Here is a 19314-nt window from a genome sequence, read left to right as displayed (position 1 = left end):
TTGAAGCGTTCGACGGCCCCGAAGGGACTGAAAGCCCTTCCCGTCGACGCTGGGGTCCGCTCGGATGTTCCCGTGCTCGACCCTGCTCATTACGCTTATGTAATCCTAATTGGGACAATGTTATCCCGATCAGAGAATTGTCAATCGCAATCGAAAACTAGCTGGCGGAGGGTCCCGCCTCGGCCTTGCGCGCCCACGGATCGATCAGTCGCAGGAGGATCGCGGCGGTGACGGCCAGGCCCGCGAGCAGGGCGAAATAGGCGGTGTGGCTCATCCGGCTCCACAGGGTCCCCACCAAACCCGCGCTCAGGCTGCCGGCGAAGATGGTCAGGTACCAGGCCGCCACGGTGGTCGCGCCGAACCCCGGCGGGGCCAGGCGCGCGAACAGGCCCAGGCCCGTCGGCAGGATGAACAGCTCGCCGAAGGTGTAGACGCCGAAGAACGCCACCAGCCACAGCCAGTGCGCCTTGCCGTCGGTGAAGGCCGCCACCGCGCAGAGCATCAGATAGGCCCCGGCCACGATCAGGGCGCCGGTCGCCATCCGCCGGGCCGGGGAGGTGTCGCGGCCGGTGTCGGCCCGGCGCTTCCAGCCCGCCAGCAGGATGGGCGTCATGGCCATGACCAGCAGCGGGTTCAGCGACTGGAACCAGGTCATCGGTACGGTCCAGGCGCCCAGCGCCCGGTCGACCCCGGCATCGGCCCACAGGGCCACCGTGTTGCCGGCCTGCTCATAGGCGCCGCGGAAGACGGTCACTGACAGGGCGACGCCGGCCAGGACCAGGACGGTCGACAGGCCCATGCCGCCCCGTGCGCCGGCGGGCGCGAGCTCGGCCCTGCCCTGCTCGGCCGGCAGATAGCGCTGGCCCCACAGATAGATCACGAGGCCCGCCAGCATGCCCAGACCCGCCACGGCGAAGCCGACGTGCCAGCCGAACAGCTCGCCCAGGGTCCCGCAGATCAGGGGGGCCAGGAAGCCGCCAATATTGATGCCCAGATAGTAGACGTTATAGGCCCAGCCGCGCCGCGGATCGCCCTCGGCATAGAGGTCGTTGATCTGGCTGGGCAGGGTGGGCAGGAACAGTCCGTTGCCCAGGGCGATGGTGGCCAGAGCGACGTAGAGCAGGTCCGGAAAGCTCATCATGAAATGGCCGGCGGCCATGACGCTGGCGCCGATGATGATCGCCCGCCGCTTGCCCAGCAGCCGGTCGGCGATCACCCCGCCGACGATCGGCGTGAAGTAGGCGCAGGCCGTATAGGTCCCGTAGATCAGGGACGAGGTCCCCTGCTCGATCAGCAGCTGCTTGGTCATGTAGTAGACCAGCAGGGCCCGCATGCCGAAGTAGGAGAACTGCTCCCACATGTTCGTCAGGAACAGGACGGTCAGGCCGCGCGGTTGACCGAACCAAGGCGAGGCGTCGAGGGCCTTCTGGCTCATGCGGCGACCGCCGAGGCCGGAGCGCCCCAGACGCCGTCGCCGGCCCAGACCGTGCCGTCGCGATAGACCGCGCCCGGCGGACGGTCCTTCTCCAGGAAGGTCGCGCCGTCCAGGTCGACGAGGTCGCAGATCTGGCCCAGCACGAAGCCGGGGCCGGTGGCCAGGCTGGTGCCGACCATGGTCCCGACCATGACGCCCAGGCCCAGCCGGCGCGCCTTGGCGGCCATCAGCAGGCCCTCGGTGAGTCCGCCGCACTTGTCGAGCTTGATATTGATGACCTGGAAGCGGCCGACCGCCGCCGCCACGTCGGGCAGACAGACCGCGCTTTCGTCGGCGGCGATCGGGATGGGGCTGTCGAAATCGTCGAGCTCGTGTTCATGGCCCCGCGCCAGGGGCTGCTCGAGCAGCGAGACGCGCTCCTCCACCAGGGTCTCGACCAGGGCGTCCAGGTCGGCGCGGACGAAGCCCTGGTTGCCGTCGACGCCCAGCCAGGCGTCGGGGCGCGCGGCCCGGATCGCCCGCACCCGGGCCTGGTCGAGGGCCAGGTCGCCGGTCAGCTTGATCTTGATCGACCGGGCCTGGGCGTAGTCAACCGCGCCCTTGGCCATCGCCTCGGGCGTGTCGGCGCCCAGGGTGAAGGTGGTGCGCAGCGGCCGCGGCGCGTCCAGCCCCGCCAGCATCCAGACGTGGAGGCCGGTGCGCGCGGCCTCCAGCTCCCACAGGGCGCAGTCGACCGCGTTGCGGGCCCCGCCGGGCGGCAGGATGAAGCGCAGGGCTTCGCGCGTCGGCCCGGCCTCGATGGCCTCGCGGACGGCTTCGATCTGCGCGCGCATCCCGTCGACGGTCTCGCCCAGGAAGAAGACCCCGGACGCCTCGCCGCGCCCTTTCGCCTCGCCGTCCGAGAGCGTCACGACGACGATCTCGGAACTGTCGAAGACGTGGCCGGCGATGCGGAAGGGCTGAGCCAGCCGCAGCGTCTCGCTCGCGATGTCCAGGGTCAGGCGCGCCATCAGTAGTGCACCGACATCGCCAAGAGGTGGAAGGTTAGGGCGACATAGGTCAGCACCAGCGGCGCCAGCAGCATCAGCACGCTCCAGAGCTTGCGCGCCCAGCCGCGGCCGTCGGTCCAGGTCAGCCACAGGTTCCAGCCGGGGGTGACCAGGGCGATCGGCAGCACCAGCCAGCCCAGTCCCTGGAGGACCATCATGACCCCGTCCATCGACCCGGCCATGGCGGCCGCGCTGGACGTCATCTTGGTCACGCCCACGCCCCAGCCGATGATCAGGGCCAGCAGCAGACCCGCCCCGGCGCGCGCGGCCCGCGAAGCGGTCAGCGCCTTGCCCGAGATGTCGGCCTTGGTCTTGTAGCGGCGGCGGATCATGGCCACGACCGGCCAGTACAGGAAGGTCAGGGCCAGGACGGCGATGCTGGCCATCAGGGCCGGCAGCAGCCAGCCGCCGTTCTGGCCGGCCGGGATGCGGTCGAAGACCATGAAGGGCGAGCCGAAGTCCCAGCTCCAGCGAACGGGCTTGCCGTCGACGACCTGGGCGGCCAGGCGATCGTGGCCACCGACCTCGCGCCAGACATAGGGGGCGATCTCGACCCACTCCTTCGGGCGGCCGTTCGGAGCCAGCAGGCTGGGGACGATCAGTTCGCCCTTGGGGCCCACGGCGACCTTGGCCTGGCCCATCATGTAGAACAGCGACAGGAAGGTGCTGTCGGCGCGACGGCTGACCGACCAGGCGCCGGCCATGGCCTTGGCGTGTTCGACGGCGGTCTTGGCGTCGACCTTGCCGTCAGGACCACCGGCATAGGGCAGGTAGCGGTCCGAGAAGTCGCGGAAGATGGCGGTGCGCAGCGTGCCCGCCGCGCCTTGGCGACCACCGCTGTTCACCGACAGATACAGGCCGACGCCGTCGTTCATGTAGAGGTGCAGCGAGGAGTGGAAGCCCTCGGTGTCGCCCAGGTGGCCGATCACGTTGCGACCGTTGATCGAGGTCTGGAAGAAGCCCAGCTCCATGCGGTCCAGCGGCCCGATCAGCGAGCGCGGGTCCACCTTCGAGGTCGGGCTGTCATGCATCACGCGGGCCGTCTCGGCCGACAAGATGCGCTGGCCGTCCAGCTCGCCGCCCTGCAGGTGAGCGATCATGAAGCGGCCCATGTCCGAGCCGGTGGACGAGGCCGAACCGGCCGGGGCCGGGCCGACGATCTCGAAACCCTTCGAGGGCTTGCCGGGCTTGGAGTAGCCGATGGCGTCCGTGCCGGCCAGGTTCGCGGGCAGCGGCTGCCGGAACGTGGTGTTGGCCATCTTCAACGGGCCCATGACGTGGCGGTCGAGATAGTCGTTGAACTTTTCGCCCGATACGCGCTCGACCAGGTAGGCCGCCAGGGCCGTCCCATAGTTCGAATAGGCCGGGGTCACGCCCGCGTCGAAGATGCGCTTGGGCACGTGGTTCTTCAGATAGGCGCCGAGCTCCGGCTCGGGCTTGCCGTAGAAGATCAGCTCCTTGACCACTTCCTCGAAGCCGGCCGTGTGGGTCATCAGCTGGCGCGTCGTGACGGGCTTGCCGTTGCGCGCCGGAATCTTGAAGTCGAGATAGGTGTTGATGTCGGCGTCGAGGTCGATCTTGCCGGCCTCGACCTGCTGCATCACGGCCGTCCAGGTGAACAGCTTGGAGATCGAGCCCGGACGGAACAGGGTCTTGTAGGGATCGACCGGCGTGCGCTTGTCGCGATCGGCGTAGCCGAAGCCGCGCGTCGTCAGGATCTGGCCGTCCTTGACCACCGTGACCACCGCGCCGGGGATGTCGCCCGTGCGCAGGGCGTAGGGCATGTAGCCGTCCAGCCAGAGATCGACATCGGCCTTGGTCAGGCCGGGCGAGGTCGCCGGGGTGACCGCCGCGGCCGGCATGGGCTTCACCGGTCCCGTCACCTTGGCGACCGGCGGCGGCGCCGTCTCCTGCCTGGTCTGGCCTTCGGCTGGGCCGCCCAGCCCCGCCAGCAGCGCGAACACCGCCACAGCGGCCCCCTTGATCGCTCGCATCCCTTGCCTCCCCTCGAAAACGGTAGGATTGCCCCCGGTCGGCCCAGCCGATAAATTGGGTGACAGCCATCCTGATTAGGACAATTGCTATCCTGATTGGAAAATTCGTCAACCGCCTTCGGGGAGTCGCGGCGCGTGCCTGCTAATGTCCACACGCTTGGAACACTGCTTCGTGGACTGAGAGACCGGGAGGGTTGGACCCTCAAGCAGATGAGCGAGAAGAGCGGCATTCCCGTCTCGACGCTCTCCAAGGTCGAGCACGACCGGTTGACCCTGACCTACGACAAGCTGCAGCAGCTCTCGCAACGGCTGGGCATGCGCATGTCGGAACTGTTCGCCGAGGAAGGCGCCAGTCCGCCCCAGGCGGTCACCGCGCGTCGCAGCCTCAGCGAGATCGAACGCGCCGTGCGCGTCGAGACCCCGAACTACGACTACTACTACCTGCACACCGAGCTGCGCGGGAAACGGATGATCCCGGTGATCACCAAGATCCGCGCCAAGAGCGCCGAGCAGTTCGGCGACCTCGTCCGTCACGCGGGTGAGGAGTACATCTACGTCCTGAAGGGCCGGATCGTCGTCAACACCGAGTTCTACGATCCGGTGATCCTGGAAGAAGGCCAGTCGATCTACATCGACTCCAGCATGGGCCACGCCTATGTCGCCGCCGAGGGCTGTGACGAGGCCGAGGTCCTGGGCGTCATGTCCAGCTCGGACGAGGAGCTGATGAAGGCGCTGCTGGACCTGCACGAAGACCAGAAGCAGGCGGGGCGGTAGGTTTTCAAAAAGCGACCGCCAGCGGTCGCCTACCGCCGATGGCGGCCTCTGAAGGTCCGAAAGTCGGCGTCAGGCCAAGGACCGTTATTGGCCCCAGTCGGACATTGGCTCACTGCGTCCTTCGAGGCGCGCTCAGGAGCGCGCACCTCAGGATGAGGTGGTCAGTGCAAGGAGATCCTCATCCTGAGGCGTGAGCCGCAGGCGAGCCTCGAAGGACGCACTGAACATCCGACTCCCACCCTGGTCGGACGTTGGCAAAGCACCCGTTGCGGATGCCAGATTGTCAGGAGGAGCGGAAGCCGAGCCGGATAAATCGGGCCAACCAGCGGCCTGCGGCGATGAGCCCAAGCGTTGCCGCCACGAGCCAGACAAGATCGATCGAGCTCCAGGCCAGGACCGCGAGCGGCTCAGTCTCGAAGTTCGCCCAGCGACTTGGCGATCCTTACCGCCCCCCAGGCACGAAGACCGATCCTCGCGCCAGCAATGAGAAGGCGTTCCAGGCGCACCAAGCGATCGAAGCGGCGCTGATTGCGAGAACGCCCAGCCATTCGATCCACCCAAACCGCAGATAGGCGTACAGCGGCTCGGGCCATTGCATACGGGATTTGGCATCGAAGCTCATAGGGCGCCTGGGCTCTTGATCTTCACCAACCGTACCTCCCCGAGCGGCGGCTAACCACCCCAAGCGGACGCTCAGCCCGACCGCTCTCCTACGGCGTCGCGTACAGATCCGCCTCCGCCTTGCGGCGCAGGACCAGGCCTCGCATCACCTTGCCGTCGTTCTTGTTCCACCAGGCGAAGGCCTCGCGCGCGCCGGCATAGTCGCCGGCCTTGTGGCGCTGGGTCAGGGTCGCCTTGGCTATGGCGCCGGTGTTGTAGTGGAACGAGACCATCGCATCGAACTGGTTCTGGGTCGTCGGACTGTCGCCCAGCACCCTGGAGACCTCGGCGGCGTAGCGCTTGAGGTCCACGGCGAACCGCCCGTCGCACTCTTCCTGGGTCCAGATCGTGCCGGGGGTCACGTCGGCGCCGGTCGAGCCCCAGCCGATGGTCCAGGGCTTGCCGTCTTTGCTGCCCGGGTCGGGATAGGCCTGGAACCTGCCGTCGGGCAGCCTGGTCTCGCAGTGCTCGTAGTACTGGATGAGCTTGATCCCGGCCTCGCCCAGTGCGCGCCCGCCCGTGAGGGGTTCGGCGGGCGCGACGGGCGGATACGCCGGCGCGGGGCCCGCCCCGTTGGCGTCATTGTCGTCGACGCCGTCGAGCAGAGCCGCCCAGGTCTTCGGTCCGGCGATGCCGTCCGGCGTCAGATGTCGCTGCCCCTGCAGGGCGCGCAGCGTCGCCTCGGTCCGGGGCCCGAACACCCCGTCCGGATCGACGCCCATCGCGCGCTGGAGCGTCTCCACCGCGGCGCCACGATCGCCGCGCCGCAGGGTCGGCCGGTTCTTGGCGTCGACGGCCGCGATCAGGGGCGGCGGCGTCTTGCCCTGCATGAAGGCGGCGACCGCGCTGCGGAACTCCGGCATGTCGAAAGTTGGGTCGGTCTTGCGCTTCGGCGCCCACTCCTTGTGGCCGCAGCACATGTTCGACGCCGCGCCGATGTGTTTCAGGATCGCCGCGACGCCGCGCCGATAGGCGTCCATCTGGACGTCGGGCCACGGGGTCTTGGGATCGCCGCTGTGTTCGGCCTCGATGCCGATGAAGTGGGTGTTGCCGAAGGTGACGCCTTCCCAGAAGCCCGGTCCCGCGTGATTGGCCTTGCCGGCCGCCACCACATAGTAGGTCCCGTCCCGGCCCAGGCCCAGCTGGCAGAGCGGGCCCGCGAGGTCGGAGCGCCCTTCGACCAGCATCTTCAGCGTCGGCATGTTGCCGGCGACGGCCGTGGCGGTGTGGTGGCACATCACGCCCTTGACCGTTCCCATCTCGGCGCGCCCCCGCGTGCGCCAGCCCGGGACCTCGGCCACCTTCAGGCCGGCGTCTTCGAGGACGGTGGGGAGCCAGGTGAGGGAATAGGTCATGACGCGCCGCCTTCCTTGGCCGCCACCCCGCCACTGGCGGGCGGCAGGTCGGCGTCGGGCGTGGCGTTGGTTTCGTCGATCTCGATATCGCAGGCGCAGCCGTCCACATGCGCCTCCTCGGCGGCCGCCCCGGCCTCCGCCGCGTCCTGGGGCTCCACGGGCTTCGGCGCGCCTTCCTTGCCGCCCAGGGGCGGCGGCGTTGGCGGCGGCTCGCCCGCATTCGGTCGCGAGACCCGGGTCGTGTTGGCCAGGGTGGCCGAGCCGGGCGCGGCGTTGGTCTTGTCCAGCAGATCCGGAACCAGCCGCTCGCTGAACCCGGCCAGGAAGCCCGCCATCAGCACGCTCAATATGTCGCTGGCGTCCAGCTTGGCCGTACCGATGGCGATCTGGGCGACGTCGAGCTTCAGCAGCAGGTTCAGCACCCCGCCGGCGATGAAGCCGATGGTGATCCGCAGGGCGGCGTCCATCAGGTTGGAGGTGCGCAGCAGGTCCGGCAGCACCGTGCGTCCCCGGATGCCCAGCGCGATGGAGAAAAACGCGCCGACCGCCCCGCCCGCCGCGCCGCACCACAGCAGGGCGGCGGAGTCGAAGCCCGGGGCGAAATCCCGCTTCGTCAGGTCGATGGACATCGGCGTCAGCAGCATGGCCGTCACCGGGATCGCGAAGAAGGCGAGGACCAGCAGGTTCAGCATCGCCCGGCGCCCGATCCGCAGCTTGGCGAAATCGACACCCAGCCATCGCTTGGGCGCGGGGTCCGCATCGCCGTCGACGACCTCGCCGGATCGGGTCACGGTGAAGCCGATCGCGATCACCAGGGCCATCAGCAGGACCACGACGCCGACACCCTGGACCCGCCACGGCTCTGACACCCCGACCGGCGGCGTGGCCTTGGTCACCAGAGGATAGGCCGTCGTCACCAGCCAGGAGACGAACATCGAGCACAGCGCCGCGACGAAGGCGGCGATCAGGTATTCGAAGCGCGCGCTGGCCACGCGTTCGTTCAGGATCTCCTGCTTGATCGCCTCGAGGATGCTCGCCGCACCGGGAACGTCGCCTTCCAGGGCCATGACCAGGGCGTCGGCGACGCGTCGATCATAGCGGTTGGCCTTGTTCATCAGCTGGGCCGACTGGCCGATCCGACCACCGCCCGTTCCCTGTCGCCACCCGTCGATCAGGCCGTCGATCTCGCCGCGCAGCGGGGCCAGCGGCGAGAGATCGCGGCGCTGCTGCTGCGCCTTGTCGCCCTGGCTGCCGTCGGCGTAGCAGATCATCACCCGCCGCGCCGCTCGATAGACCGAGTACAGGGGGGCCTTGCGGGCGTAGAGACAGGTGATCTCCTGTCCCAGGCCGTCGTTCTTGCCGATCTCGAGGTCCGCTACGTTAGCCATCGTCGCCCCACCCAAAACGCAACGCTTGGTAGTATAACAAGCGCCAACGCGGATGGCGCGTCAAGACGGATAACGACGTTCTCCGTACATCGCGGGCGGACCGTGGCCGTGGGCCAGACGACAGACCAAAGAAGGCGCCACACAAAGAAAAGGGGGCGCGTCGAAACGCGCCCCGAGGGTCTGCCTAGAAGGGATCTGATTTAGAAACGCAGGGTGGCGCCGAACGAGATGTTCCGGCCGGCCCGCAGCTGGAACAGCGTGTCCTGCCGCTTGCTGTCGACATAGAGCCGGTTCTGCTCGTCGGTGAGGTTCTGGACCTCGAGGATGAACTTCACCCTGTCGTTCAGGCTGTAGGAGGCCGAGGCGTCGACATAGATCGTGTCGTCGTTGCCCTGCAGATCGCTGCCCGGCGAGGCCGGGATGCCGCGAATGAAGCGGTCGCGATAGTTGGCCGTGGCGCGGGCGCTGAACTTCTTGTCTTCGTAGTAGAGCGTCGCCGAGGCGGTGTTCTTCGACAGACCCACCAGGTCGGCCGTGGTCGTCGCGGTCGGCACGCCGCCGGCGCTGGCCAGGATGTAGTCGATCTGCGAGGTCACCCGGGTGTAGTTGGCCAGGACGCCGAAGTTGCTGAACAGGCCCGGCAGGAAGCTCAGCGGCGCCTGGACGTTGAACTCCACGCCCTTCAGCGGACCGCCGGGGGTGTTGAACGGCGTCGACACCGTGAACAGCTCTTCGGGCGTGGTGTTGGTGCCGATCAGCAGTTCGTTGGGCAGGCCCAGCTGGTTATACGGGATCTGCGTGTTGACCCGTTGGATGTAGGTGTTGATGTCCTTATAGAAGAACGCCGCCGAGACCAGGGCGCCGGGGGCGAAGTACCATTCCACGGCCGCGTCGAAGGTCTTGGCGCGGATCGGATCCAGGAACGGGTTGTTGACGGTGCCGGTGCGGGTGATCGCGTTGACGCCGCTGGTGGGCGTCAGGGTGCCCAGTTCCGGCCGCGTCATCACCTTGGCCGCCGCGAAGCGCAGCAGCAGGTCCGGCGTGGTCTCGACCACCAGGTTCGCCGACGGCAGCCAGTCGTTATAGGTCCGGGTGACCTCGCCATAGCGGCCCACCAGGCCCGTGGGCGAGGCGGCCGACGAGACCGCGACATTGCCCGAGCTCATCTGGTCGGTGTGGACGTAGCGGATCCCGACATCGCCGCGCACGCCGACGCCGTGGACGTCTTCCAGATTGAACTCGCCCATCACGTAGCCGGCGGAGACCTTCTCGCGGATGCGCGCGTCGGCATGGCCGCAATTGACGGCGCACACGCGGGACTGGCCCAGCTTCAGCGTGTCATAGACCTTCTTCCAGTCGAGCGCGGCCCAGGTCGAGGGCGCGCCGTGACCCCAGAGGCTGTCCAGGCCGGTGATCTGCTTGGACAGGCTGGTGGTCGAGACGCCGGCGGGCAGGGCCGTCACCAGGGTGTCGGCCGTATAGTAGCGCGTCTCGAAGCCCTTCTGCTCGGCCCGGCGGAACTGACCGCCGGCGCGGATCTTCAGGGCGTCGTTCACGGCCCAGTCGAGATTGAGCTCGGTCTTCATGCCGAAGGTCTTCGAACCGGCCGGCTTGCCCTGCATGCTGAAGCCACCCAGCACCGTGCCGTCTGCGAGGCCGGGCGCATAGGTGAAGTTGGCCGGGTTGGAGACGTCGAAGCCATACTTCAGCACCGGCGTGCTGGCGCCGTCGCGATAGTCGATCGAGTAGCCGTCGACGTCGATCGCATCCATGAAGGTCTGCAGGCGCAGCTTGTCTTCCCAGATGGACTTGTTGACGCCGACCATGCCCGACACGGTCAGGCGGTCGGTCAGAGCGTGCTTGAAGTTGAGACTGGCCTGCTTGTAGGTCGTGACGAACTCGGAGTGCAGGCCCTCGGAGCGGATGTCGACGCCGTCGAACAGCGCGTACTGCACCGAGCCATTGGCGGCCAGCTTCACCTCGCGGGGCGACATCATCGGCTGGCCGTTGTTCGAGGCGCTGCGGGCCAGCGAGATCGCCTCGATGTACTGGTCGTTACGCGTGACTTCGAAGCGCGTGTAGATCAGGTCCAGCGAGACGTCGGTCCGGTCGTCCGGCTGATACTGCAGCGACGCCGCGCCGCCGGTGCGCTTCTGGGTCTGTTCCGAGTTGGTGTAGCGCGGGATGCGCGGGAAGAAGGCGCCGCTGCCGGGCGTCGCCGCCGCGTCGGCGCGACGGGCGTCGAAGATGGTCTGGTAGGCGGCCAGATTGGCGGTGCGCGGATTGCCGGTGCTGCAGTTGGCCGCGTCGGTGCCCTTGGCCGCGTTGAAGGCGGGGTTCGGGGTCGCGTAGCCGACCGGCGAGCAGAACAGGCCGTTGGTGTTGGCCGACAGGATGTCGACGGCCGAATAGCCAGCCTCGCGCAGGTGGCGCTTCTGGTAGCTGAGGGCGCCCAGGACGCCGATCTTGCCGTCGGCGAACTTCTTGGAGGCCAGGGCCGAGATGCGCGGGTCGATCTCCTTGGCCAGAGCGTTGCGAGTGCCGCGCGCGGTCAGGGTGAACACCTGGTCGCTTCCCCGCTGGTCCAGCGGTCGCGGCGCCGAAAGGTCGACCGTCGCGCCCAGCGAGCCTTCCTCGACATCGGCCGAGGTGGTCTTGCGCACGGTCAGGGCCGAGAAGATGTCGGTCGGGAAGACGTTGAAGTCGAACGAGCGCCCGCTGTTGCCGGCGCTGTAGATGTCGGAGGCGCCGGTCTGGGACGCGCCTTCCATGCCGTTGACGCGCACGCGGGTGAAGCCGGCGCCGAGGCCGCGGACGCTGATGTTGCGCCCCTCGCCGCCGTCGCCGCGAGCCAGGGCGACGCCCGGGATCCGCTGCATCGATTCCGCCAGGTTGGCGTCGGGGAACTTGCCGATGTCCTCGGCGACGATCGTGTCGATAGCGGCGGTTTCAGCGCGCTTGTCGATCAGGGCCTTGTCCAGCGAGGCGCGGAAGCCCGAGACGACGATGGTCTCGACCTCGGTGCTTTCCTGCGCGGGCGCGGGCGCCGTCTGGGCCTGGGCCGCCATGCCGGGTCCGACCGCGGCCGCCAGAGCCAGCAGCGACACCGCGACGATCCGCTGGCGACGCGTGATGATGCGTTCCATCAAATTCCTCCCTTTTTGGCCTTTCGCGATCGCCCGAGGGTCGTCGCCAAGCTTCTTGATGAACTCAGAACCGAAGGCGCCGCCCGATCCGACCGCGCGGCGCCAGCTACGCAATGGCGGTCATCCCGAACTGGTGGGGCCGCCCGATCCCATAATAAGGATATTAATCCCACAATTTGGAATTGCGCACCTTATCCCATAGGTGAGACTCATGCGCAAGAAAGTTGTCCGACAAATTGACCGTAAGGCGCGAGGGAGACCCGGCGGGCGGGCGGGCGCAAAGGCCTTCTGCAACTGAATCAGCGGCGGATATCGACGACGCGGCGAGCGTGCGGCCGCAGGCGTTGGCCAACGACACGCGCTCAGCTTCGATTTATGTCTGAGTTTATGGGTCGCCCCGGTCGCGACAATTGAGGGCGGCCGGACGACGAGGGCGAGGCGCGCCTTGGATCGAAGCCAAGGGCGGTCGGGAGCGGCGCCGTCAGCCTGGGGCTGACCTCCCCATCCCCGCTCTCCATGCACGGAAAAGCCCGAACGCCGGCAGGCGCTCGGGCTTCACTAAGCTCGCCGACTGAGGGTCGTCAGACCATCATGCCGCCGCCGTCAGCGCTGTGGTCGGGGACGGCGATCAGGCCGACCGGCTCGATCGGGGCCTTGGCGCTGACGACCAGATCGGCGCCATAGGTCGCCGTGCCGTCATAGGCCTTGGTCAGGAAGGCCTTCACCGATTCCGCGTAGAGGCCGATATTGGCTTCCAGCCCCTTGGACATCAGGAAGCCGGCGACGGCCGCCTTGGCCCCCAGCGCGTCATGGCCATAGGCCTCGAAGTACTTCTGCTGCGAGACGATGTAGTCCAGCGCGGCCGAGACGTTGATGCCGGCGGCGACCGCCTTGGTGTTGCCGATGATCGCGTCATAGATCTTGGCCGCCGCCTCGCGGAACGCCAGGCCGTTATAGGCGTCCTTGAAGGTCAGGGCGCCCGTGCCGCTCATCGCCTGATTGACCGCGAACTCGATGTATTTGTTCTCGGTGTTGTAGATGGCGTAGGCGTAGTCGGTCAGGTCGGTGGTGTTGGTCGCGCTGTCGATCAGCTCGGCCAGGGCCGCCGCCGACGGCGTCTTGCCCGTGAAGAAGTTCACCGCCTGCAGGGCCAGGGCCGAGGTGTCGGCCGAGAACTTGATCATCGTGTCCAGGAACGCGGCCTTGGTGAGCGAGCCGGCCAGGACGTCGGCCTGCAACTTCACCAGCTGCTGCATCTCGGCATAGAGGGCGTTGACCACCTTCTCGCCATTGGGGCCGGTCAGATATTCCGACAGGGCCTTGGACGAGGTCGCGGCGATACCCGCCAGCGCCTTGTAGGCGTCCTTGATCTGGACGTCCGTCAGGACAATGGGCGTGGTCGTCGTGCCCCCGCCCGTCCCGCCGCCGCTGGTGATCCCGAAGGCCACGCTGAGCGTGGTGTCGAGCGGCCACTTGGTCAGGGCGTCCTTCAGGGTCTGGATGCCGATATTGATCAGGGCCGGATTGGACTCGACGAGGCCCAGGGCGACGTCCACCTCGGGCGTCAGGGCGCCGAAGCTCTTCAGCAGCGCACGCATGTCGCTGAACTTGAAGCTGGCCTGGATCAGCCCGGTGTCGAGCAGTTGAATCAGAAATTGAAAATCGCGAAGTGTCGGTTCCGCCATGACATGCTCCCTCAAAGGAGCCACTCGACAGCAACCACGCGTCACCTCTTGGCCCCGCGCGAGTTGTAAAACCCGAGGCTGTGTCCCCGACATCCCCGGAACAGGGGATGGTGAACGCTGATACGCGAAGCGACGGGAGGCTTTCGGGGCGCAGCGCCCCGCTGACGGCGCCCGACAACCCTTATCTCAGCTGACGGTCAGTCCAACTCGACGGGCGGCCGCGTCTCGGTTTCCTTGGCGGCGCGGAACTTGTCGGGGTTCAGCATGGCCTCGACCCGCTTGAGCAGGTCCTGCGGTCCGAAGGGCTTGACCAGATAACCGTCGGCCCCGGTCTCCATCGACTCGCGCACGGCGCCGGCGTCGCTACGCGAGGTCATCATCATCACCGCCGCCTTGACCCGCTGGTACTTGCGCAGCAGGCGCAGAACCTCCAGCCCGGTCATCTCGGGCATGTTGATGTCCAGCAGGACGAGGTCCCAGTGCGAGGTCTGGAGGGCCTTGATGCCCATCTCGGCGGTCGCCGCGGACGAGACGTTGTAGCCGGCCTGGCTCAGCACCAGTTCGACGAACTGGCGTACGACGGCGTCGTCATCAATGACCAGGACGGATTGGGACGCGGGCACGAAAGCTCCTGACCTAGGCGACTTGCTGGACCTGGCCCGCCAGTTCGACGGCCCAGCGCTCGGCGACGCCGATGGTTCGGCGGATCGCGCGGCGTGTCAAATCCGCGGCGGCTCGATGGTCCTCGCCGGCCAGGATCAGCGCCTCGAGATCACGGCATGCGCGCGACAGCTCCACGAACCCCATCATGCCCGCCGCCCCGGCCAAGGCGTGAGCCTCCTCGCGCACCGCGTCCGGCGAGGCCCGCTCGTCCGTGAGGCGGGTCTCCAGCTGGGCCCGCAGGATGGTGAGCAGCGAGGTCACCGCGGCCACGCCCAGCGCTGAGACGAGTTCGCGGCGAGTCCGCGCCTCGTCTTCCTGGGCCGGAGTCACGGTCGCGACCGGCGCGGCCTCCCGGAACATGAAGCCCAGCACGCGCTCCAGCGCGCCGGGATTGAGCGGCTTGGTCAGATGATCGTTCATGCCGGCCGCCTCACAACGCGCCAGGTGCTCGGGCTGGGCGCTGGCGGTCAGGGCCACGATCGGCAGTTCGGCCCAGGGCTCGCCGCTCGCGCGGATCGCCTCGGTGGCCGCGAAGCCGTCCATGACGGGCATCTGGCAGTCCATCAAGACGAGGTCGAACGGGCAGGCGCGCAGCATGGTGATCGCCTCGGCTCCGTCGCTGGCCAGGCCGATCTCGCAGCCGTAGCGTGACAGCAGGGCCAGCATCAGTTCGCGGTTCAGCTCGACGTCGTCGACCACCAGGATCTTCCGGCCGGCCAGGTTCGACGGCGCGCCCGCGGCCTTGGTCCGCTGGCTTTCAGTGGTCTGGGCGGCCGGCAGGGCCAGTTCGAACCAGAAGGTCGAGCCCTCGCGCCCCGTGCTGTCGACGCCGATGTCGCCGCCCATCAGGGCGATCAGCTGGCGTGAAATGGCCAGCCCCAGACCCGTACCGCCGTAATGGGCCGAGACCGAAGACCCGGCCTGGACGAAGCGGTTGAAGATCCCGTCCTGCTTGCTCTCGGCAATACCCGAACCCGTGTCGGTGATCGCGACCCGCAGCCGAGGCGCGGCCTCGGTCCCGCCGACACGCGTCAGTCTGGCCGTCACGCCGCCTTGGGAGGTGAACTTCACGGCGTTGGAAAGCAGGTTCAGGAGCACCTGCCGCACGCGCCCCACGTCGCCGATCACGCTGACCGGCGCATCGGCGTCGATCATCGTCTTCAGGTAAAGATCCTTGGCCGCCGCCTGGGGCTCCATCAACGCCACGGTCTGTCGCAGCAATTCGACCGGATCGAACGGCGCCTTGTGCAGGTCGAGCGCGGACGCCTCGAGCTTGGAGAAGTCGAGCACGTTATCGATCACCGCGTGCAGAGCCTGGCCGGCCCCGTGCACCAGCTCTACCCGCCGCTGATCCTCGGAGCACAATCCCTGGCTCTCGGTCAGCAGGCGGGAGAAGCCGATGATGCTGTTCAGCGGCGTGCGCAGTTCGTGGCTCATATTGGCCAGGAAGTCGGCCTTCGATCGCATGGCCGCCTCGGCGTCCAGGCGCGCCTGGGCCAGAGCGTCTTCTTGCAGCTTCTGGGCGGTGACGTCGCGGATCACGTCCAGGAAGCCGGTTGGCTGGCCGGTGACCTCGTCACGCATCAGCACGGGGTTGGATTCGACCCAGACCCAGTTGCCATCCTTATGCTGGGCGCGCCAGCGGACCCGGCCCGCGGTCTTGCCCTTCAGCAGGTTCTTGAAGGCCGCATAGAGCATCGGCGTGTCGTCGGGGTGGCTGATCGGCTTGGGCGAGAAACCCATCCGCTCCTCGGGCTTGTAGCCCGTGACCACCTCACTGGCGGGCGAGACGAAGGTCGCCACGCCGTTCAGATCGCTGATGACGATGACGTCGGTCGCGTTCTCGGCCATCAGCCGGTAGCGGTTCTCGATCGCCCGGGTCTCGGTGAGGTCCTGGATCTGGGCGATAAAGTGCTTCGGCGCCCCGTGCTTCTCGCGCACAAGCGACACTGACAGCCTCACCCAGATCACCTCGCCGTCCTTGCGAACGTAGCGCTTCTCCATCTGGTAGCTGGGGATCTGCCCCGCCATCAGTTGGTTGAGCGAGGTCATGTCCGCGTTCAGGTCGTCGGCGTGGGTGATCGCCTGGAAGTCCAGCGCCAGGGCCTCATGCTCCGGATAGCCGATGATGTCGCTATAGTGTTGGTTGAGCTTCAGGAAACGCCCGTTCAGCCCCACCAGCGCCATGCCGATCGGGGCATGATGGAAGGCGGTCTCGAACAGCTCTTCCTGCTCCGCGCGCTGCTGGGCTTCCCAGGCGGCGCACTCCAGGGCTTGGGTCTTTTCGGCCAGCAAGATCTCGCGCTGCTGGAAAGCCAGCTGCCGCGACATCTGCGCGCCCAGCATGCCGGCCAGCACCCGCAGGATGTCAATGTCGTCGTCGCCGAAGGCGCTGGCCTCGCCCGAGAACACCTTCAGCACGCCCAGGGCCTCGGTCGCGTGCATCAGGGGCGCGCAGACCATCGAGCCGACCCCGACCCGGACGCAGGCCTCGCGATCGACTCGGTCGTCGGTTAGAGCATCGTCGCAGACCAGCACCTCGGTCGAGTTCACGCACAGGCCCGAGAAACTGTTGTCGCGCTTGAGGCGCGTGCCAATCAGGCGCTTGTCGCTGGCCGCGCGGTAGACGAGGTCATCGCCGTCGACCAACTCGACGATCGCCCCCTTGGCGCCCGTCAGGTCGGCCAGTTGCTCGACGATCGCCTGCATGAAGGCGTCCAGGTCAAGGTCCGCTTCGGATAGGGAGGCTTGGGCGGCGGCCAGTCTCGTCATGCGGTCGAGCCGAGCGCGCAGGATCGCGACGTCCGTTTCGGCGGTCTCGACGGTCATGACTCACTTTCGCTTCGCCCCGGAAAAGGCGGGTCCATATCGGTGCCCCAAAAGCATGAAGGGTGGGTTATCCACGCAGCGTACAACTTGCGGCCGCTTGATCGCGCCAGGCCTCCCGGCAAGTCTGGATCGACGCCTAAGCGGTGTCGCAAGCAGGATGGACCAATGCCGCCACTCACCAGCGCGCCTTCGATCTATGTCGTCGACGACGATCCGCTGGTTCTGGCGTTCCTGCAGGCCGCCCTGGCCCCGCAGGGCTTCTCCGTAGAGCTGTTCGAGACCGGCGAGCACATGCTGGGCAAGGTCCGGACAGCGGTTCCGGCCCTGTTCGTGATCGACGTGCGCCTCCCAACAACCGACGGAATCGAGCTGGTCCGGACCCTGCGTACAGTCGACAAATGCGCCGACACGCCGATCCTGATGCTGACCGGCGAGGGACGCTTGGACCGCATCGTCCTGGCCATGCAGGCGGGCGCCAGCGGCTATCTGATGAAGCCGTTCTCGCCCGAGCAGATCGTCGCCAAGGTTCGGGACCTAGTCGGCTAGCGGCCGCGCCTAGGCCAGCAGGTAGCCGCGGACCGCCTCGCCGATGCGTTCGGCGTCGGGGCCCAGCACGACGTGGACCGTGCGCTCGCCGATCCGGACGACGCCGCGCGCGCCCAGGGCCCGGAGCGCCGCCTCGTCGACCCCCGCCTGGTCGGCCACCACCAGCCGCAGGCGGCTCGAGCAGGTTCCGACGGTCCTGAGATTGGCCGCGCCGCCCAGGGCGCTGACCAGGGCCTCGGCCTTGCGATCATCCTCGATCGTCGGCAGCGCGGAGGGCGCCGCCTTGGCGACAACGACAGGCTTGGCGGCAAGAGCTGACGCCCCCCCGAGGCCTTGACTGAGCGCCGCGCGGATCTCGCCGGCGACTTCATCGGCGATCGGGCCCAGCACCACCTGCAGCGCCTTGTCGGACGGCTTGACGACGCCGCGCGCGCCCAGGGCCTTCAGCGCCGGTTCGCTGACCGCGCCCTGGTCGGCGACGATCAGGCGCAGGCGGGTGGTGCAGGCGTCGACGCTGGTCAGGTTGGCCGCGCCGCCGAGCGCCGCCACGAAGTCCGCGCCGCGTCCGCCACCCATGGAAAGAGTCTTGGCGACGGTCTCGGCCGCCGCCAGGTCGTCGGTCTCCCGGCCGGGGGTCTTCAGGTCGAACTTCTGGATGAAGAACCGGAACAGACCGTAATAGACCGCGCCATAGACCGCTCCCAGCGGCAGCAGCCACAGCGGATGGGTCGCCTTGCCGAAGTTCAGCACATAGTCGAACAGGCCCGCCGAGAAGGTGAAGCCCAGCTTGATGTCGAGGGCGTTCATCACGGCCATGGCCACGCCCGTCAGCACCGCGTGCACCGCGTAGAGCACGGGCGCCAGGAACATGAAGCTGAACTCGATCGGTTCGGTCACCCCGGTCAGGAACGAGGTCAGGGCCAGCGAGAACAGCATGCCGCCGACGGCTTTCTTCTTCGCGGGAAGCGCCGTGTGATACATGGCCAGACAGGCGGCCGGCAGACCGAACATCATGACCGGGAAGAAGCCGCTCATGAACGCCCCGGCGCTGGGGTCGTCGGCGAAGAAGCGGCGGAGATCCCCGGTCGCGCCGTGGAAGTCGCCGATCACGAACCAGGCGATGTTGTTCAGGATGTGGTGCAGGCCGGTGACGATCAGGATCCGGTTCAGGAAGCCGTAGATCAGGAGGCCGAACTCGCCCGAGCCGACGATCGCGCGGCTGGCCGCGTCGACGCCGCCGTTGATGGCGTCGTAGCCGAAACCGATCAGCACGGCCATCAGGAGGCCGGCCACGCCCGAGACGATCGGCACGAAGCGGCGGCCGCTGAAGAAGGCCAGGTATTCCGGCAGCTTGAAGGTCGAGAAGCGATTGTAGAACAGTCCGCCGACCACGCCCGAGATGATGCCGATCGGCACGCTCAGCTTGGCCAGCGCCTTGGCCTTGTAGGCCGCTCCGGCCAGATCGGCATGAGCCTTGATCAGGCCCGTCGCGAGGTCGGCCGGCGCGTGTAGCAAGGTCTTGGCCCCCTCGGTGGCGATCAGGAAGCAGACGACGCCCGCGAGGCCGGCGGCGCCGTTGTTCTCCCTGGCCAGGCCCACGGCGACGCCGATGGCGAACAGCAGGCCCAGGTTTGAGAAGATCGCGTCGCCCGCCGAGGCGATGAAGGCGATGTCCAGCAGGTCGGGCTGACCCAGGCGCAGCATCAAGCCGGCCACCGGCAGCACCGCGATCGGCAGCATCAGGGCTCGGCCCAGGGGCTGGAGGATCTCGAGCGGAGACTTCATGGGCG

12 protein-coding genes are annotated in these 19314 nt (G+C 67.7%); 2 read left to right on the top strand and 10 right to left on the bottom strand.

Annotation, left to right across the window (positions count from 1 at the left end; translation table 11 throughout):
• Positions 1-157: 157 nt before the first annotated feature.
• The 3 genes from AC1RRV_RS01345 to AC1RRV_RS01335 are packed head-to-tail and all read right to left on the bottom strand — an operon-like array spanning position 158 to position 4478.
• Positions 158-1435 carry a peptide MFS transporter gene (locus AC1RRV_RS01345; protein ID WP_492857779.1) on the bottom strand — a complete coding sequence of 426 codons (1278 nt, stop codon included), beginning with the start codon at positions 1433-1435 and terminating at the stop codon, positions 158-160.
• The gene (locus tag AC1RRV_RS01340; RefSeq protein WP_492857778.1) at positions 1432-2445 is read right to left on the bottom strand and encodes a dipeptide epimerase; all 1014 of its coding nucleotides are present in this window, start codon (positions 2443-2445) and stop codon (positions 1432-1434) included. Before AC1RRV_RS01340 ends, AC1RRV_RS01345 begins: the two co-directional genes overlap by 4 nt.
• Positions 2445-4478, bottom strand: a complete 2034-nt coding sequence (locus AC1RRV_RS01335; protein ID WP_492857777.1) for a serine hydrolase domain-containing protein — start codon at positions 4476-4478, stop codon at positions 2445-2447. The genes AC1RRV_RS01340 and AC1RRV_RS01335 overlap by 1 nt, the downstream gene beginning before the upstream one ends.
• Positions 4479-4613: 135 nt before the next feature.
• Here AC1RRV_RS01335 and AC1RRV_RS01330 point away from each other — a divergent pair, with 135 nt between their 5' ends.
• Complete coding sequence (locus AC1RRV_RS01330) at positions 4614-5252, top strand: helix-turn-helix domain-containing protein (protein WP_492857776.1); 639 nt, start codon at positions 4614-4616, stop codon at positions 5250-5252.
• Positions 5253-5962: 710 nt separating this feature from the next.
• On the opposite strand, the gene AC1RRV_RS01325 is transcribed toward AC1RRV_RS01330, so the two are convergent.
• From AC1RRV_RS01325 to AC1RRV_RS01300, 6 genes are all read right to left on the bottom strand, one after another.
• Positions 5963-7267: a glycoside hydrolase family protein gene (locus AC1RRV_RS01325; RefSeq protein ID WP_492857775.1), complete on the bottom strand. Its 1305-nt coding sequence runs from the start codon at positions 7265-7267 to the stop codon at positions 5963-5965.
• Positions 7264-8655, bottom strand: a complete 1392-nt coding sequence (locus AC1RRV_RS01320; RefSeq protein ID WP_492857774.1) for a hypothetical protein — start codon at positions 8653-8655, stop codon at positions 7264-7266. The genes AC1RRV_RS01325 and AC1RRV_RS01320 overlap by 4 nt, the downstream gene beginning before the upstream one ends.
• 200 nt (positions 8656-8855) lie before the next feature.
• Positions 8856-11801, bottom strand: a complete 2946-nt coding sequence (locus AC1RRV_RS01315) for a TonB-dependent receptor (protein WP_492857773.1) — start codon at positions 11799-11801, stop codon at positions 8856-8858.
• 581 nt (positions 11802-12382) lie between these two features.
• A complete protein-coding gene (locus AC1RRV_RS01310; RefSeq protein WP_492857772.1) occupies positions 12383-13486 on the bottom strand; it encodes a hypothetical protein in 1104 nt (367 codons plus the stop codon).
• Positions 13487-13683: 197 nt separating this feature from the next.
• Positions 13684-14109 (bottom strand): response regulator transcription factor, encoded by a 426-nt coding sequence (locus AC1RRV_RS01305; protein ID WP_492857771.1) that lies wholly within the window; start codon positions 14107-14109, stop codon positions 13684-13686.
• A 13-nt stretch (positions 14110-14122) separates the two neighbouring features.
• Complete coding sequence (locus AC1RRV_RS01300) at positions 14123-16978, bottom strand: PAS domain S-box protein (RefSeq protein ID WP_492857770.1); 2856 nt, start codon at positions 16976-16978, stop codon at positions 14123-14125.
• A gap of 165 nt (positions 16979-17143) precedes the next feature.
• Between AC1RRV_RS01300 and AC1RRV_RS01295 the strand changes: the two genes are divergently transcribed.
• On the top strand, positions 17144-17524 hold the full coding sequence (locus tag AC1RRV_RS01295; protein WP_492857769.1) for a response regulator transcription factor: 381 nt from the start codon (positions 17144-17146) through the stop codon (positions 17522-17524).
• A 9-nt stretch (positions 17525-17533) separates the two neighbouring features.
• Here the strand turns inward: AC1RRV_RS01295 and nagE are convergent, their stop codons facing one another.
• Complete coding sequence (nagE, locus tag AC1RRV_RS01290) at positions 17534-19309, bottom strand: N-acetylglucosamine-specific PTS transporter subunit IIBC (RefSeq protein WP_492857768.1); 1776 nt, start codon at positions 19307-19309, stop codon at positions 17534-17536.
• Between the last annotated feature and the right edge of the window lie 5 nt (positions 19310-19314).

It is taken from the genome of Caulobacter sp. GW821-FHT11E10, assembly GCF_058808375.1.
The sequence above is the reverse complement of the archived record's forward strand: the minus strand, read 5'-3'. Positions and strand labels throughout refer to the sequence as shown.